Origin of the sequence: Rhodococcus sp. USK13 (genome assembly GCF_018343855.1) — a bacterium.
In the GTDB taxonomy this organism is placed as follows: Bacteria; Actinomycetota; Actinomycetes; order Mycobacteriales; family Mycobacteriaceae; genus Rhodococcus_F; species Rhodococcus_F oxybenzonivorans.
In genome coordinates this window covers 336,570-352,266 of record NZ_CP069242.1, presented here as the reverse complement: position 1 = coordinate 352,266, position 15,697 = coordinate 336,570, and the positions used below count along the sequence as shown (strand labels likewise).

Here is a 15,697-nt window from a genome sequence, read left to right as displayed (position 1 = left end):
GTGGTGGCCCTGACGGAACCCGCGCGCGACACGGCACCGGGAACCCTGACACTGGAGACACCCCGCTATCGCCGCACGCGGGAACGGCCCCGCTGGATCTCGATTCCCCTCCGATTCCTCGTCCCCGCGCTGCTCGTGGCCGGGTGGTGGATCGGGTCTTCCACCGGCATCCTCAGCCCCGAGATCCTCGCCGGACCGCCGGCAGTGTGGCTGGCCTTCGCGGAGCTGTACGAGTCGGGCCAGCTACTCGACTTCGGTATCGCGTCGCTGCAACGCGCGGCGCTGGGTGTGGGCTGCGGCGTCGTCATCGGGCTCGTGCTCGGAGTGCTGTCCGGACTCTCCGCGCTCGGTGAGGAGCTCATCGACTCCACGATGCAGATCAACCGGGCGGTGCCGTTCCTCGCGCTCGTTCCGCTGTTCATCGCGTGGTTCGGCATCGACGAGACGTTCAAGGTCGTCCTCATCACCGTGGCGACCCTTGCTCCGATGTACGCGTACACCTACCTCGGAGTGCGCGGCGTCGACCGCAAGATGGTCGAGGCCGCCCGCGGGTTCGGGCTCACCGGCTGGCGGCTGGTGTTCGGCGCAATCCTGCCGACCGCACTGCCCGGAGTGCTGATGGGGTTGCGTATCTGCCTGTCGCTCAGCATCACCGGGCTCATCGCCGCCGAACAGGTGGGCACCCGCGAAGGCATCGGGTACCTCGTCACCCTCGCGCAGGAATACAACCGCACCGACTACATGGTTCTGTGCATCGTGTTGTATGCGGTTCTCGGTTTGATCTTCGACGCCGTCGTCCGGGTGATCGAGAAGTTCGCGATGCCGTGGCGGCAACTGTCGGTGACCCGATGAACACCACCGAGGCGCCGTTGCCGCCGCTCGCCCCCCGCGAACGCACCGCGACCACCGCAGCGGAACGACGAGCCGGCTCGCCACTAGCCGTGTCGCTGAAGGGTGTGCGGAAGTCGTTCGGCGACAAGCACGTACTCGCCGGAATCGACCTCGAGATCACCCGCGGCGAGTTTGTGGTCCTGCTCGGCCCGAGCGGTACCGGCAAGACGACACTCCTGCGACTGCTCTCGGGGCTCGAGCCACCGGACAGCGGCGACGTTCTGGTACCGCGGCAACGCACGGTGGTGTACCAGGAACCGCGACTGATCCCGTCCAAGCGTGTCCTGGCGAATGTGTCGGTCGGGCAACGTCGGTCACGCGTCACCCGCGAAAACGCCCAGCGTGCGCTGGCCGAAGTCAATCTCGGTGACAAACAGCGTGCCTGGCCCGCCACCCTGTCCGGCGGCGAAGCGCAACGGGTCGCACTCGCGCGTGCCCTGGTCCGCGAACCGGAACTGCTGCTGCTCGACGAGCCCTTTGCCGCGCTGGACGCGTTGACCCGGTTGCAGATGCAGGACCTCGTCGGTGACCTGGTGGCCCGTCACCGCCCGGCCGTTCTGCTCGTCACGCATGACGTCGACGAAGCGGTGCGCTTGGCCGACCGGGTGCTGATCCTCGACAACGGCGGCTTCGCGGTGGACGTCGACATCGATCTCCCGCGTCCGCGGGACAGAAACGATCCCGACTCGCTCCGCTACCGCGCGACCTTCCTCGCCCAACTGGGAGTGGGACGCCATTCCCCACCAGACAAGGACAACTCATGACTGTGACGACCGGACCTGCGCTCGACACCCTCTGGTACACCCGCTGCCCGGTACCCACGGCGAGCGGCCTCGCGAACAATCTCGGCTGGCTCGGGCGGACCGCGGACGCCGCCGGGGTCGGTTTCGGTGTCCTGCAGGACGCTGGTCCCGAACTGGCCGTGCGACATTTCGATCACCGACTGCCAGGCCTCATCCGTGAAGGCGGCAACGTTCCGGCCCTCGCCGCACGCGCCGAAGGTTCACCGACCCGGCTGATCGGACTCACCTGGATCGACGAGGCGCAGGCGATTCTCGTGCGCCCGGAGTCCGGCATCCGCGCGGCCGCCGAGCTGGCCGGGCTGCGGGTCGGCATCCCCGCCTGGGCCGCCGACCGGGCGCGGAGCTTCCCGCGTGCGATGGCACTGCACGGCGTCGCCTCCGCGCTGCGCCTCGGCGGGCTCTCCTTCGCGGACGTGAAGCTGGTGGAAGTTGCGACGACGGCGGCTCCGCAGGTGCGCACCGCCAATCCCGACCGCAACACCACCTGGGGCATCGAGTCTCTGCTGGCGGGTGATGTCGATGCCGTGTACGTCAAGGGCGCCCGCGCCCAGGACGTGGCTCGGCAGCACGGGCTGGTCGTCGCGGTCGACCTCGATTCCACTGCCACGCTGCGGGATCGGGTGAACAACGGCACCCCACGCCCGGTCACCGTGCACGCCGACCTCCTCGAACACCGCCCCGACATCGTGATCGGCTTCCTCGCCGAGAGCCTGCGTGCCGCGGATTGGGCGGCGGCGAACGTGGAACAGGTACGTGCCATCTTCCAGACCGAGACACAGTCCGGGCCGGAAGGCGTCGTCGCGGCGTACGGCGAGAACTTCCACGAAGGGCTCCACCTGAACCTGTCCGAGGAGCGGGTCGACCTTCTCGGCGTCCAGAAACAGTTCCTGTACGCCCACGGCTTCCTCGCCAGGGATTTCGTCCTCGAATCCTGGGTGGCGCGCGAACCCCTCGAGCAGGCCACGGCACAGCTCGCCGCGGAGAAGGAGCCCACGACGTGACGGACTTCTACTGGGAGTTACCGTCCCGCGGTGACGGACGCCGGGTCGCATCCGAGCTGAACACTCGCGGCGGCTTCGGGGCCGATCGTCGGGCGACGGTCGCCACCGACCTGCGCCCGGGCAAGCTCGGGCCCTTCGACGAACTCGCCCAGGTGATCCACGCCGCGGAACTGTCGGGAGTCGACGGAGTGATCGCTCCCTACGACCCGTCGGGTGAAGAATCCTGGGTGGTGGCCGCGGCGGCACTGCGGCAGACCCGGCACGCGCGGGTCGCGGTCGAATTCCATCCCGCATTCGGCACTCCGGTGTACGCGGCGAAGATGTCCGCGACCCTGCAGAGGCTTTCCGGTGGACGGCTCGAGTGGCGGCTGAAGGTCGAGACCGACCCAGCCGACGCCCGCGCCCGCGGCGACCGGGTGACCGGTCGGGACCGTTACGCGCGTGCGGACGAGTTCCTGACCGTGGCTCGCGGCGTGTGGAACGACAGCGAGGTCCTTCCGGGCGGATTCGGTGGCACCGGATACGAGTTCGCCGGAAACCACTACGACGTGATCGACGGCGGATTCCGCGGCATCCTCTCCGGGCTTCCCTTCCCCGTCGTGCACCTCACCGGGAATTCGGACGAGGCTGTGACGTTGTCTGCCAAGCACGGTGACGTCCACCAATTCGTGCTGACCGACACCGGGTACGAGACGTCCGTGCGCACCCTGGCCGACCGTGCACTCGAGCAGGGCAGGTCGGTGCGAAAGCTGTTGCGGCTGCCGATCATCGCGCGGGAGACGACGGACGAGGCGTGGGCGCGCGTGGAACGGCTGTGGCGGGAGGCGCACCCGGACGGTGTGAGCGGTGACAGCCGCGCTCTCGCACGCGAGAACTCCCAGTGGTCGGGGTTCGACCGCCTCGGCTACGACCAGCCCATCGGCCTGATCGGCAGCTATGAGGACGTGGCCCGCGAGTTGTCGTCGTTCCGGCATATCGACGGCTTCGTCCTCACCGGCCGACCACACATCGAGGAACTTCACCGGGCGGGCGAACACCTGCTCCATCTCGTCGACCCCGCCGGACGCACACTCGCCGGTCAGGAGGCACACGCATGAGTATCGACTTCTACTGGCGCATAGGCATGGAGGGCGACCACGCGTCACTGCGCACCCCCCGGCGCTACAACCGTGGCGATGCGGGCGGATACGGTCCCGGCAACATCGCGCCGGCGATCCGGAACGGTGAACTCGACGGTTACGGGTACATCGACCACATGGCGGCCGTCGCGAAGGCGTCCGAGTCTGCCGGCTTTCTCGGCGGTCTGCTGCCGTCGTTCCCCATGACGGACGATCCGTGGGCCACCGCGGCCGCGCTGGCCGCCGAGACCACCACGTACCGATTCATGGTCGCCTTCCAGCCCGGGTTCCTCCACCCCCTGCAAGCGGCGAGGATGTCGGCAAGCCTGCAGCGGGCCACCGGTGGGCGACTGGTCTACAACGTCATCAGCGGCGGTGGCGGTGCCCCGCAACTGTGGTGGGGTGACAAGGTCGATCACGACGACCGCTACACCCGGACCTCGGAGTTCCTCGACGTGCTGCGGGGCGTGTGGGACGGACGTCCGTTCGATTTCGACGGCCGCTTCTTCCGCACAGAGGGCGCCGCCCTGCCGCCCGGCCTCGCGGGCCAACCGTTTCCCGAGGTGTACTTCTCCGGTTCCTCCGGCGCCGCGGTTGCTGCCGCGGGAAAGCACGCGGACTACTACCTCTCCTGGCTCGAGCCGTACGCCGACCTGCGAGCCAAGTTCGACGGTGTGCGTGAGCATTCCGCGAAGCTCGGCCGCACACCGAAGTTCGCGGTGCGCATCGACGTCGTCGCTCGTCACACCGAGGAGGCCGCCTGGGCCGAGATCGAGAAGGGCTGGGCGTTCGTCGACAAGGGTGCCGCCGACCGTGCGGCGCAGGGTGATTCCGTCGGTGCGGCCCGCATCAAGGGGTGGGTGCCCGAACACATCACCGGGTACCGCGATCTCGAAGTCCAGCCGAACGTGTGGTGCGGGTTCAGCCTCATCCGCGGCGGCCCGGCGTTCGGACTGGTCGGCAGCTACGAACAGGTCGCCGAACGTCTCGACGAACTGCGTGCGCTCGGCGTGGACGCCTTCATCCTGGCCGGCAATCCCCACCTCGAGGAGGCATACCGCGTCGGTGAAGAAGTTCTTCCCCTCCTGCAACGCCAACCAATTCCCACTTCCGGACAGGACACACCATGACTACAACCGAAAATCGCGTGAACTCCGACGTCACCACCTTCGTGGAGGCAGCGCGGCGCGACGCAGACAAGGCTTTCGCCGTTTTCCGGCGCACCGGTACCGTGTCGGCCAACGGCACTGTCAATTTCGTCGAACGGGTCCCGGGCACCGAGATCGCCGTCGCGCTGAACGATCCCGGTCCGTGGGCTGATGATCCCCATGTGTCGCCGGTCGTGGCGACCTTCGACGGTGACGTGCTGTCGGGTAACGGTTCCGCTGGATTCGTCACCGGCTACGCCGCCGTCTTCCGGCAGCATCCCGAGATCACCAGCGTCGTCCACATCCACACACCGTGGCTCGGCGGCTGGGCGCAAACCCACCGCACCTTGCCGATCCGGTACGCGGCGTCACAGCGACTGACGGTCTCGCGTGAGATTCCACCGCACATCGATCGTTCGCAGTCGGCCGGTGACTTCATCCTCGAACGCCTGCAAGACGACCCGGATCTCGTGGCCATCTTCGAGGCCAACGGCGGTGTGAACGTGATCGGCCGCAGCGGCCTGCTCGAGCTCGCAAAATTCGTCGTTCTCCTCGAAGAGGGCGCACAATTCCAGGCCATCGCCGAATCTCTCGGCGGTTCTGTCGAATTCGACCCCTCGAACCTCGCCGTGCAGTGGGGACGCTCGGGCCTCGCCGACGAGGCCCGCCGACGCGGCCTCCTCTGATGTCCTCACCTTCCTCAACCGAACAGAACAGGTAACGGCCATGACAGTCCGTGTCGGATACTTCCCGCACAACAACTCCCTATTCGTCCTGCGGCACACCGGAATCCTCGAGCATCGGTTACCCGACGTCGAATGGGTGGATCTGCGCGACCTTCCGTCGAAGCCGCCCGTCGATCCCACCAACGCCCTTCCGACCCTGCATTCCGACTGGCTGTTCGAGGACGGCGGATACGACGTTATCGGCACCGGCTTCACTCCGCCGATCACCGGCCTGGCGCACGACCGCGACCTCGTCTACATCGGCATCTCCGGGCCCCGCATCGAGAACGGCCGCCTCGTCGTGAAGGCGGAGTCCGGCATCGACGCCGTCGAGGATCTTCGCGGAAAGCGCGTCGGCATCGCACACGGCTCATGGCAGACGACGCTGCTCCTGTTTGCGCTCGACCGGGTAGGGCTCACCTGGTCCGACATCGTGCCCGTCGACACCGACGTGCGCGGAGGCGGCGCCGAACTCGTCAGCGGAATCATCGATGCGTGGGTCGGCGCATACCCGGGGCTGGCGGAGATCGAAGCCGAGCACGCACTGCGCACGCTCGTCGAAACGGACGGACTCTTCAGCCACCCCTCGCTGTGGTTCACCCGCCGCGACTTCGCAGAAAACAACGCCGAACAGCTGCGGGCCGTCGTGGAGGCGCTGCAGGAGTCGGACGCCTGGATCGAGGCACACCCGCGCGAAGCGGCGCAGTTCTTCGTCGACGACGTCGAGCGGCGCGGCGGCACCGCCAGCCTCGATGCGTGGGAAGCGGCGCTGCGCGGCCGGCCCTTCGGCATCCACCCGGTGACCGACGAATTCCTGGACGAACAGCAACACGCGGCCGACCTCCTGCTGGCCAACGGACTCCTCCCGCGGTCGATCCGGGTCCGCGACGCCGTGGTCCCGGAGATCGGCGAGGTGGTCGCCGCCGATCGCGCCGCCGTGTAGGCGGGTCGACCTAGGCCAAGAGTCGGCGAGTCGTGCCGGTTCCCTTGTCTCCGCGGACGGGGAGGGGGAGGGTGGTGTTCCCAGACACCGTCATCCTTGCGGAGGTCGCACACATGGACACCACGATCACCGAGATCGCACCCGACATCTACCGCATGTCGACGTACATCGACGAGGCGAATCTGATCATGAACCAGTTTCTCGTCGACGGTGAGGAACCGCTGCTCTTCCACACCGGACAGCGGTTCCTCTTCCCCTCGGCATCCGAGGCGGTCGCTCGGTTGATCCCACTCGACCGATTGCGATGGATCACGTTCGGCCACGTCGAGGCCGACGAGTGCGGCGCGATGAACTCGTGGCTGGGGGTGGCGCCGCACGCCGAGGTCGCGCACGGGGCGATGGGCTGCTTCGTGCAGGTGAACGATCTGGCCGACCGCATGCCGCGGCCCCTCGACGACGGCGACGTCCTCGAGACGGGGACGCGGCGGGTGCGTCACATCGACACCCCGCATGTCCCGCACGGTTGGGATGCGGGACTCATGTTCGAGGAGACGACGTCGACCCTGTTCTGCGGAGATCTGTTCACCGCGTTCGGTCATCATCCCGCCCTGACCGAAGAGGAGTTGCTCGGTCCGGCACTGGAGGGTGAGGACAACGGGAGGGCGACGTGCCTGACACCGGCGCTCGAACCGACCATCCGCGCGCTGGCGGACCTCGAACCCCGAACCCTGGCACCCATGCATGCACCGGCCTTCACCGGCGACTGCGTCCAAGCGCTGCACGACCTCGCCTCCGCCTACGAGCAACGGTTCGAAGCCGAACGCGAACGGTACGCCGGCCGGCACTGACCCCGCGTCCCACGGGTGCGACCAGGGGATGGGTTGCGCGGCCCCGGTCTGGGCACTCTGCATCGAGAGCGGCGCCGTACAACAGCGATGCGGCACCGGCCTTGCTCGAGCGACAGCGAAGGGGAACTTACGTGTCCGAGAAGAAGCCGCTGATTCCAGGAACACCCGGATCGGGAACACCGTCGGTCGACGAGCCGACCGAGCCCAGAGAGCCGCTTCCACCGAAATCCGATCAGCGGTCGCCTGCATTGCGGACCGCGACGGGTGAGCCCGTCAAGGGTGCGGAGACGGCGAGGGGACAGAAGGGCGAGTACCTCACGACCGCGCAGGGGGCGCGTCTGTACGACACGGACCACTCGCTCAAAGCGGGGAAGCGGGGACCGACCCTCCTTCAGGATCACCATCTGCGGGAAAAGATCACCCATTTCGATCACGAACGGATTCCCGAGCGGGTCGTCCACGCCCGGGGCGCTGCTGCGCACGGTGTGTTCCGCGGCTACGGCGCCGCCGAGCCGATCAGTAAAGCCGCATTCCTCGGCAAGGACGTCGAAACACCCGTCTTCGTCCGGTTCTCGACTGTTCTCGGCTCGCGTGGTTCGGCAGACGCCGTCCGGGACACCCGTGGTTTCGCCACCAAGTTCTACACCAGCGAGGGCACCTTCGACCTGGTGGGAAACAACATTCCGGTCTTCTTCATCCAGGACGGAATCAAGTTCCCGGACATCATTCACGCGGGCAAACCGCATCCCGACCGCGAGATTCCGCAGGCCCAGAGCGCCCACGACACCTTCTGGGACTTCGTGTCCCTCCACACCGAGGCGACGGCGCACACGCTGTGGAACATGTCCGACCGGGGCATCCCGCGGTCGTATCGGATGATGGAAGGCTTCGGCGTCAACACCTTCCGCATGATCAATGCAGACGGCGAGAGCACTCTGGTGAAATTCCACTGGAAGCCGAAGCTGGGCGTGCACTCGCTGGTCTGGGAGGAAGCGCAGATCATCAACGGCATGGACCCCGACTTCCATCGACGCGATCTGGCCGATGCGATCGAAGCCGGTGCCTACCCGCAGTGGGAGCTGGGAATCCAGGCGTTCCCGGACACTCCCGACCAGATGTTCGACGGAATCGATCTCCTCGACCCCACCAAGATCGTGCCGGAAGAGTTGGCTCCGGTGCAGCCGATCGGCGTCATGACGTTGACGGCGAACCCGACCAACTTCTTCGCCGAGACGGAGCAGGTGGCGTTCCATCCCGGCCACCTCGTTCCCGGCATCGACGTGACCGACGATCCGCTGCTGCAGGCCCGGTTGTTCTCGTATCTCGATACACAGATCAGCCGCCTCGGTGGCCCGAACTTCGGGCAGATACCGATCAACCGTCCCCACACCGAGGTGAACGACATGCTGCGCGACGGCATGCATCAGACGGGAGTGCACCCCGGGGTCGCGCCGTACCGGCCAAATTCGCTCGACGGGGGTTGCCCGTTCCTGGCCGGAGCAGACACCAGTGCCTTCGTCGAGGTGCCGGTGCCGATGCCGGAGTCGACGAAACTCCGGGGCGCCCCCGCGAGTTACGACGACCACTTCTCGCAGGCCCGGCTCTTCTACGCCAGCCTCACCGACATCGAACGCGCCCACGTCGCGCAGGCGTACACGTTCGAACTGGGGAAGTGCTACGAGCAGGCCATCAAGGAGCGGACACTCCGCGTTCTCGCCGAGATCGATACCGGCCTGTGTGCGGAGGTTGCTGCCGGCCTCGGACTCCCGGCCCCCGAGCCGACCGTCGCCCACGAGGCGCCGCCGATCGTCAGCCCCGCGCTGTCCCAGGTGGGCGCCGAGTGGCCGGTCGACGGCCGGATCATCGGCATCGTCGCGGACGAGACGTCGGACCTCGCCGAGGTGGCCGCCGCCGTAAAGAAGATCGATGCGGGCGGGATGGTTCCGCTGGTCATCGGACCCCACGGCGGTCAACTCGGGTCGGGGAAGGAGGCGGTACCGGTGTCGCGCACGTTCCTGACGATGCGTTCGGTGGAATTCGATGCGATCCTCCTCGCCGCATCCCCGTCCGATCCTCGGCTTCTGGTGCTCGTCTCCGAGGCATTCCGTCACTGCAAGGCGATCGGCGGGTGGCCTGCCGGCCGCGATCTGCTCGTCAGCGCCGGCATCTCGGCCGATGTCCCCGGAATCGTCGTGGCGGACGAGACCGAGGAGCTGCTCGACGGCATGACGACGCTGATGCGGTCGCACCGGGTGTGGGAGCGGACCGTCTGATCGACAGCAGTACCAGGTGACCCGGCCCTACGGCCGGGTCACCGCTCGTTCGTAGGAACGAAATTCCTGCAACTGTGGCGCACGATACATCTTAGTGCTAAATTATTGAGCACTAAGGAAATGCCGAGTGCAGGAGTATCGATGACAACAGACGCAGACACCATCCCCATGATGGTCCGTCAGATGCGGGTCGAGTCCTCGGGCGTCGTCTCGCTCCGCCTCGAACGGCCCGACGGCGGGGCCGTCCACGAGTGGACCCCGGGTGCCCATCTGGATCTGCACCTGGGCGCCGGCACCGTGCGGCAGTACTCCCTCTGCGGCGATCCCGACGACAAGATCGGATACCGAGTCGCGGTCCTGCACGAGGCACACGGTCGCGGCGGATCCCGGCACATTCACGAGACGCTGCGTCCCGGCGACACCGTCCACGTGAGCCCACCGCGAAACAACTTCGAATTCCTCCCCTCTCCCCGCTACCTGTTCGTCGCCGGTGGAATCGGGATCACACCGCTCCTCGCGATGATCGGCGAAGCCACGCGGATGGGCGCCGACTGGGAACTGCACTACGGCGGACGCTCCCGCGCGTCGATGGCGTTCCTCGACGAACTGTCCGCGCACGGCGAACGGGTGCAGGTCGTCACCGAAGACGTGGACGGCATCCTCGACCTGAACGCTTTCCTCGGCGAGGTTCGCGAAAACACCCTCGTCTACGCGTGCGGACCCGAGGGCCTGCTCGCCGCCCTCGAGAACGTCGCCTCCGCGTGGCCCGAAGGGTCCATTCAGCTCGAACGTTTCGAAGCCAAGGAAATACCCGCCGACACGCTGGCCGGTGACCGGCCGGTCCGGGTCGTCTGCGAGCGGTCGGGCATATCCACCACCGTCGCCGCCGACAGGACCGTCCTCGACGCGCTCGAGGAAGCCGGTGTCGACGTCCCCAACTCGTGCCGGGAGGGCATCTGCGGTACCTGCGAAACCCGTGTCCTGTGCGGCACCCCCGATCACCGTGACTCGCTGCTCTCGAGCGCCGAGCAGGAGTCCGGCACAACCATGATGATCTGCGTTTCCCGCGCCCGCTCCGACGAGCTCGTGCTGGACCTCTAGAAGGGAAGAACCATGAGTCTTTACCTGCAACCACGGCAGGCCGGCACCGCGGGCCCCACTCCGTACGAGCTCAAGCTTGCCGGTGCCATCGAAGAGGTCTTCGGTACCGGTGTGCACCACCTCGAGGGATTGGTGAAGGGGTTGAACGACCTCGGTATCCGCAGCCCGAGTGGGGAACCGTGGACCCCCGACACGTTCACGGACGAGATGCGACGGATGGCGGCCTGAACATGGTGAATCGACTGAACAAGACGGCACTGACCGGCGACGAAATCTTCGCCACCGGCATGCGGAACCAATGGCACGCGGTCTGTCCCTCGGACTTCGTCGCGCGTGGCGACATGAAGAAGGTGCGACGCCTCGGCGAGGACTGGCTTCTGTTTCGTCAGTCCGACGGAAGCCTCCGCATGCTCGCCGACAGGTGCCCGCACCGCGGAGCACCGCTGTCGCAGGGACAGCACCTCGGTGACCGGGTTGCCTGCAAATATCACGGGGTCCAGGTCGACGGCGGCGGAACCGTCGTGTCCGTGCCGGGAATGCCCGGGTGCAATCTCGAGGGCAAGCGGCTCGTCACCAGCCTCCCGGTCCGTGAGGTGGCCGGCGCCGTCCTGGCATGGTTCGGCACCGATCCGGACGCCGAACCGGGTCCCCTCGAACTCCCCGAACGCCTCGTGGACGACGGTATTTCCCGTTTCCTCTGCTACGCCGAATGGAAGGCGCCCTGGCGCTTCACCCTCGAGAACCTCCTCGATCCGATGCACGGCGCGTTCCTGCACCGCGAGTCGCATTCGATGTTCGGCGGGGAAACGTCCGCCAAGTTCCGCATCCGGGAAACCGATCGCGGGTTCTTCTTCGAGAAGACCGACCAGCGCGGCGTGAACTTCGACTGGGTGGAATTCTGCCGGACCGGAGTCGACTGGGTCGACCTGGAAATCCCGTACCCGCCCACCGCAGGCCCCGGCGGATCGTTCGGCATCGTCGGGATGGGAACACCCATCGACGCCGAGACCACCGTCGTCTTCTTCTGGCGGTACCGCCGGGTGGAGGGCTGGGAGCGCGACGTCTGGCGCTTCCTCTACCGCACGAAACTCGAGGAGCGGCACTGGGCGGTTCTCGAACAGGACCGTGTCATGCTCGAGGCGATGGCCGCCGACGCCGACCAGGCCGAGAACCTCTACCAGCACGACCTCGGGGTCATCCGCCTGCGCCGTCTCTACCGGAGCCAGGCCGCAGCGCAGGCGGAGGCGCTCGCTGGAGCGTAAGGTCGCGCGGGTTGACTTGAATGAAGTGTCAACCAAGAATGTGTGACGGCCGACACGTCGGGAGCCGGCCGGTACGAGGAGGCGCGAGCGGTGCACGAAAACGACGGCGTTGCGGATCGGTGTGCGTTGATCGAGGCGGCGGGTCGTTGCTTCGCGGAGCTCGGATACGACAAGACCACGGAGGCGGTCATCGCGGAGAACGCCGGCAGGTCGGTGACAGACTTCCGTCGGCACTTCCGGTCCACGAAGGACGCATTTCATGCGGTTTCCGCCGCCGTGTTCGAGAAGTTCCTCGAAGCGCAGCGCACCGCGGTACCGCCGGACGCGGACCCTCGTACCGTGCTGGGCGCGGCAACTGCCGCATTCATCGACACCGTCTACAGCGTCGGCCGGCTCTTCACCCTTATCGAAGCGCGGGCGGCCGTCGACCCTGTGGTCGGTGAGCAGCTGTTGCAGGCGCACACCCGGATCCTGGCCCGGTACACCCGCTTCATCGAAGGGCTGGACGAGGCCGGGATCGCACGGCCCTGCGCCGAGGCCGCCCAGCTCGCCCGCAAACTGTCGGATGCGCAGTGGCGGGGAGCCGCCCACCTGATCGGCGCCTCCCCGGACGAGCAACGTCGGTTCATCGTCGAGATGACGGCCGCAGCCGAACGCTTCATCGGCTTCGACTGCGACACCGGACTCGTCGAGAGGCCGGCCTGCTGAACCAGGTCCCGAGGTGAGGGGCGTCTGGTTGTCTCCCTAGGTGAGGGGCGTCTGGTTGTCGACGATCGAATGTTCGAGTTTGCGGAGCAGTTCCGCGAGGGACGCCTGATCCTTCGCGGACATACCACTGAGAATTCGCGCCTCGTTCGCGAAGTGTGCCTCCGCCACCTTCTCGATCACCCTAAGGCCCTCGTCGGTGAGCTGTGCGTACACGATCCGGCGGTCTTCCGCGTCCCGCTCACGCTCGACGAGACCCGCCTTCTCCAGTCGGTCGACACGGAGGGTCACGCCCCCGGTGGTCACGAGCGCGGACTCCGCCAACTGCCCGGATGTCATCCGGTAGGGCGGACCCGAACGCCGCAGCGCGGCGAGCACATCGAACGACGCCATGTTGATGCCGTGCTCTTCGAACACGACAGCCAGCGAAGCCTGGTAACGCAGGTACGAACGGTGCAAGCGGCCGAGAACTTTCAGTGGACTCACATCCAGTTCAGGCCACTGGTGTGCCCACTGATCGACGATGTCGTCGACGGCGTCACGGTCGGGAACCGGGCGTTGCGTCACCGGGGCGCCTCCTGAACTTTGTGGTCCTGAACTGTTGAGTCCCAAGGTATCGGATTGTCGGGAGGAGGGGACGCGCCGCGGGTCCCCGTCCGGTGTGTCGAGGACGGGGACCCGCAGGCGTCTGGTCGGGGGAGTCGCTCAGCGGCTACCGACTGCGGCGACGGCATCGATCTCGGCGATCGCGCCGTACGGGAGGCTGCTCACCTCGAGGAAGGTGCGGGCCGGGCGCGGTTCGTCGAAGATGCGCTCGAACTGCCGGTTGGCCTCTTCACGCAGGGTCAGGTCGGTGACGTAGTAGGTCAGCTTCACGACGTCCTGAAGCTGTCCACCCACGGTGGCGAGGCGATCGACCATCCTGTCCACGGCGGCGTCGAGAGCTTCGGTGCGCCCGGGTACGGCAACGCCCTCGGCGTCGACGGACAGGGCACCAGAAACGAAGGCCAACCCTCCCGCGACCACGGCCGGGCTGTAGGGGTGATGGGCGGAGACTTCAGTCATGGACATGGGGACTCGCTTTCGAAGTAGGCGTCGATTGAGTATATCTTAGCGCTAAACTAATTGGCAGGTCCGGCGAATGAATACCCCTCCCGCGGGTACTCGACCCGCATGCCACGAGCCACGAAGCAGTCGGCAGCGCCGTTCGTGCCCGACACCGTCGACCTCGACGCGTTGTCGGACGCCGCCGGCGGATGCCGCGGCTGCGATCTCTACCGCGACGCCGAGCAGACCGTCTTCGGCGCCGGCAAGCGCTCCGCCCGGATGATGCTCATCGGCGAACAACCGGGGGATCAGGAGGACCGCGCGGGGCAACCGTTCGTCGGGCCCGCGGGCAAGCTGCTGAACAAGGCCCTCGAAGCGGCGGGCATCGACCGGGATCTCACCTACGTCACCAACGCGGTCAAGCACTTCAAGTACGTACCCGCCGAACGCGGTCAGCGCCGCATCCACAAGAAACCGAACCGCACCGAAATCGTGGCGTGCAGGCCGTGGCTCGTCGCCGAGCTGCACGCGGTACAACCCGATGTCCTGGTGTGCCTCGGCGCCACCGCCGCCCAGGCGCTGCTCGGACCGTCGTTCCGGCTCACCGAGCATCGCGGGGAGCGGCTGCATCTCGACGGTGAGGTGGACGTCGCCGGCGATCCCGACGTCTTCGTGACCATCCACCCGTCCGCCGTGCTGCGCGGACCGGATCGAGACGAGGCGTTCTCCGGACTCGTCGAGGATTTGAAGAAGGCCGCCCTTGCCCTGTGAGGCCCTGCCGTGAGTACTTATTAACAACCCGTTGTCGATAAATACTCACAGGGGTAGGCGAGCGACCGCCCTGCGAGACAACATGGTGGTTATGACGAATCCGAAGCAGACCATGAAGGCCGTCTCCTACTCCTCTTACGGTGGTCCCGACGTACTCGAAGTGGTCGACGTTCCCGTTCCGGAACCCACGGGGAACCAGGTGCGCCTCGCTGTCCGCGCCGCCGGGGTGAACCCGATCGACTGGAAGGTCCGGTCGGGTTCGATGGCCGAGGTGATGTCGGTGCAGTTCCCGAAAGTTCCGGGCAGTGAGGTGGCCGGCGTCGTCGATGCCGTCGGTCCGTCTGCGACCGGAGCTGTGGTCGGGGACGAAATGTTCGGCTGGTCCGACACCGGCGGTTACGCCGACTACGTGCTCGCCACCGTCATCGTCCCCAAACCGCGCGAATTGAGCTGGACGGACGCCGTCACGATCCCGGTGGCCGGGGAAGCCGCCGATCGCGGACTTCGACTGCTCGACCTGCGTGAGGGCGAGACACTCCTGGTGAACGGAGCGTCGGGAACAGTCGGAACCCTGGCCGTGCAATTGGCGCGGCAACGAGGAGTCACGGTGATCGGCACCGCCAGCGAACGCCACCATGACGCACTCCGCGCACTGGACGTCGTCCCGACGACGTACGGTGACGGCTTGGCCCAGCGGGTGCGTGAACTCGCACCGCAGGGTGTCGACGCCGTCCTCGATGCCGGAGTCGGGGGGCTGCCGGCCGCAGTCGAGCTGCGCGGCGGTACCGAGCGGATCGTGACGTTGTCCGACGGGGCGGCCTTCGAGCTCGGTATCACCTTCTCCTCCGGCACCTCCGACGACTGGAGTGCCGAAATCCTGCGACGCCTCGGTAGTGCGGCCGCGGCCGGCGCACTGGCACTGCCACCCGCCCGCACCTTTGCCCTCGCCGGCGCTGCGGACGCCCATCGTGAGAGTGAAAAGGGCGGCAGCCGGGGGAAGCTCGTTCTGACCCCTGTGAGCACTTATTAACAACGGGTTGTTGATAAGTACTCACAGGGGG

Annotated in this window: 17 protein-coding genes; 15 read left to right on the top strand and 2 right to left on the bottom strand. The window is 67.0% G+C overall.

Annotated elements, in window-relative coordinates:
• The 13 genes from JQT59_RS04435 (at window position 1) to JQT59_RS04375 (ending at window position 12,821) form a co-directional block, all read left to right on the top strand.
• Complete coding sequence (locus tag JQT59_RS04435) at window positions 1–852, top strand: ABC transporter permease (RefSeq protein WP_213577427.1); 852 nt, start codon at window positions 1–3, stop codon at window positions 850–852.
• Window positions 849–1,655, top strand: a complete 807-nt coding sequence (locus tag JQT59_RS04430) for an ABC transporter ATP-binding protein (RefSeq protein ID WP_109334792.1) — start codon at window positions 849–851, stop codon at window positions 1,653–1,655. Before JQT59_RS04435 ends, JQT59_RS04430 begins: the two co-directional genes overlap by 4 nt.
• Complete coding sequence (locus JQT59_RS04425; RefSeq protein ID WP_213574849.1) at window positions 1,652–2,695, top strand: ABC transporter substrate-binding protein; 1,044 nt, start codon at window positions 1,652–1,654, stop codon at window positions 2,693–2,695. The genes JQT59_RS04430 and JQT59_RS04425 overlap by 4 nt, the downstream gene beginning before the upstream one ends.
• Complete coding sequence (locus JQT59_RS04420; RefSeq protein WP_213574847.1) at window positions 2,692–3,792, top strand: LLM class flavin-dependent oxidoreductase; 1,101 nt, start codon at window positions 2,692–2,694, stop codon at window positions 3,790–3,792. Before JQT59_RS04425 ends, JQT59_RS04420 begins: the two co-directional genes overlap by 4 nt.
• A complete protein-coding gene (locus JQT59_RS04415) occupies window positions 3,789–4,943 on the top strand; it encodes an LLM class flavin-dependent oxidoreductase (protein ID WP_213574845.1) in 1,155 nt (384 codons plus the stop codon). The genes JQT59_RS04420 and JQT59_RS04415 overlap by 4 nt, the downstream gene beginning before the upstream one ends.
• Complete coding sequence (locus JQT59_RS04410) at window positions 4,940–5,647, top strand: class II aldolase/adducin family protein (protein WP_213574843.1); 708 nt, start codon at window positions 4,940–4,942, stop codon at window positions 5,645–5,647. The genes JQT59_RS04415 and JQT59_RS04410 overlap by 4 nt, the downstream gene beginning before the upstream one ends.
• Window positions 5,648–5,687: 40 nt before the next feature.
• Window positions 5,688–6,629 carry an ABC transporter substrate-binding protein gene (locus tag JQT59_RS04405; RefSeq protein ID WP_213574841.1) on the top strand — a complete coding sequence of 314 codons (942 nt, stop codon included), beginning with the start codon at window positions 5,688–5,690 and terminating at the stop codon, window positions 6,627–6,629.
• 113 nt (window positions 6,630–6,742) lie between these two features.
• A complete protein-coding gene (locus JQT59_RS04400; RefSeq protein WP_213577426.1) occupies window positions 6,743–7,477 on the top strand; it encodes an oxygen-binding di-iron domain-containing protein in 735 nt (244 codons plus the stop codon).
• 131 nt (window positions 7,478–7,608) lie between these two features.
• A complete protein-coding gene (locus JQT59_RS04395; RefSeq protein WP_213574839.1) occupies window positions 7,609–9,750 on the top strand; it encodes a catalase in 2,142 nt (713 codons plus the stop codon).
• A gap of 141 nt (window positions 9,751–9,891) precedes the next feature.
• Window positions 9,892–10,851: a PDR/VanB family oxidoreductase gene (locus tag JQT59_RS04390; protein WP_213574837.1), complete on the top strand. Its 960-nt coding sequence runs from the start codon at window positions 9,892–9,894 to the stop codon at window positions 10,849–10,851.
• A gap of 12 nt (window positions 10,852–10,863) precedes the next feature.
• Window positions 10,864–11,079 carry a recombinase-like helix-turn-helix domain-containing protein gene (locus JQT59_RS04385; RefSeq protein ID WP_213574835.1) on the top strand — a complete coding sequence of 72 codons (216 nt, stop codon included), beginning with the start codon at window positions 10,864–10,866 and terminating at the stop codon, window positions 11,077–11,079.
• Between the two features lie 2 nt (window positions 11,080–11,081).
• A complete protein-coding gene (locus JQT59_RS04380) occupies window positions 11,082–12,113 on the top strand; it encodes a Rieske 2Fe-2S domain-containing protein (protein ID WP_213574833.1) in 1,032 nt (343 codons plus the stop codon).
• Window positions 12,114–12,155: 42 nt separating this feature from the next.
• Window positions 12,156–12,821 (top strand): TetR/AcrR family transcriptional regulator, encoded by a 666-nt coding sequence (locus JQT59_RS04375; protein WP_249354113.1) that lies wholly within the window; start codon window positions 12,156–12,158, stop codon window positions 12,819–12,821.
• Window positions 12,822–12,857: 36 nt separating this feature from the next.
• On the opposite strand, the gene JQT59_RS04370 is transcribed toward JQT59_RS04375, so the two are convergent.
• Both JQT59_RS04370 and JQT59_RS04365 read right to left on the bottom strand, forming a co-directional pair.
• Window positions 12,858–13,385, bottom strand: a complete 528-nt coding sequence (locus tag JQT59_RS04370; RefSeq protein WP_109325913.1) for a MarR family winged helix-turn-helix transcriptional regulator — start codon at window positions 13,383–13,385, stop codon at window positions 12,858–12,860.
• Window positions 13,386–13,523: 138 nt separating this feature from the next.
• Entirely contained in the window at window positions 13,524–13,889 is a 366-nt protein-coding gene (locus JQT59_RS04365) for a RidA family protein (RefSeq protein ID WP_213574831.1), read from the bottom strand.
• A 102-nt stretch (window positions 13,890–13,991) separates the two neighbouring features.
• On the opposite strand from JQT59_RS04365, the gene JQT59_RS04360 reads away from it, so the two are divergent.
• Together JQT59_RS04360 and JQT59_RS04355 are read left to right on the top strand one after the other, a co-directional pair.
• Window positions 13,992–14,636, top strand: coding sequence for a UdgX family uracil-DNA binding protein (locus JQT59_RS04360; RefSeq protein WP_213574829.1), 645 nt, complete (start codon window positions 13,992–13,994; stop codon window positions 14,634–14,636).
• A 112-nt stretch (window positions 14,637–14,748) separates the two neighbouring features.
• Window positions 14,749–15,666 carry an NADP-dependent oxidoreductase gene (locus JQT59_RS04355; protein WP_213577424.1) on the top strand — a complete coding sequence of 306 codons (918 nt, stop codon included), beginning with the start codon at window positions 14,749–14,751 and terminating at the stop codon, window positions 15,664–15,666.
• The last annotated feature ends 31 nt before the right edge of the window (window positions 15,667–15,697 follow it).

What these genes read in the sequence shown, in the direction of transcription:
- JQT59_RS04430 (WP_109334792.1), top strand. Translation starts at nt 849, where the DNA reads ATGAACACCACCGAGGCGCCGTTGCCGCCGCTCGCCCCCCGCGAACGC.
- JQT59_RS04425 (WP_213574849.1), top strand. Translation starts at nt 1,652, where the DNA reads ATGACTGTGACGACCGGACCTGCGCTCGACACCCTCTGGTACACCCGC.
- JQT59_RS04415 (WP_213574845.1), top strand. Translation starts at nt 3,789, where the DNA reads ATGAGTATCGACTTCTACTGGCGCATAGGCATGGAGGGCGACCACGCG.
- JQT59_RS04410 (WP_213574843.1), top strand. Translation starts at nt 4,940, where the DNA reads ATGACTACAACCGAAAATCGCGTGAACTCCGACGTCACCACCTTCGTG.
- JQT59_RS04405 (WP_213574841.1), top strand. Translation starts at nt 5,688, where the DNA reads ATGACAGTCCGTGTCGGATACTTCCCGCACAACAACTCCCTATTCGTC.
- JQT59_RS04400 (WP_213577426.1), top strand. Translation starts at nt 6,743, where the DNA reads ATGGACACCACGATCACCGAGATCGCACCCGACATCTACCGCATGTCG.
- JQT59_RS04390 (WP_213574837.1), top strand. Translation starts at nt 9,892, where the DNA reads ATGACAACAGACGCAGACACCATCCCCATGATGGTCCGTCAGATGCGG.
- JQT59_RS04385 (WP_213574835.1), top strand. Translation starts at nt 10,864, where the DNA reads ATGAGTCTTTACCTGCAACCACGGCAGGCCGGCACCGCGGGCCCCACT.
- JQT59_RS04380 (WP_213574833.1), top strand. Translation starts at nt 11,082, where the DNA reads ATGGTGAATCGACTGAACAAGACGGCACTGACCGGCGACGAAATCTTC.
- JQT59_RS04365 (WP_213574831.1), bottom strand. Translation starts at nt 13,889, where the DNA reads ATGTCCATGACTGAAGTCTCCGCCCATCACCCCTACAGCCCGGCCGTG.
- JQT59_RS04360 (WP_213574829.1), top strand. Translation starts at nt 13,992, where the DNA reads ATGCCACGAGCCACGAAGCAGTCGGCAGCGCCGTTCGTGCCCGACACC.
- JQT59_RS04355 (WP_213577424.1), top strand. Translation starts at nt 14,749, where the DNA reads ATGAAGGCCGTCTCCTACTCCTCTTACGGTGGTCCCGACGTACTCGAA.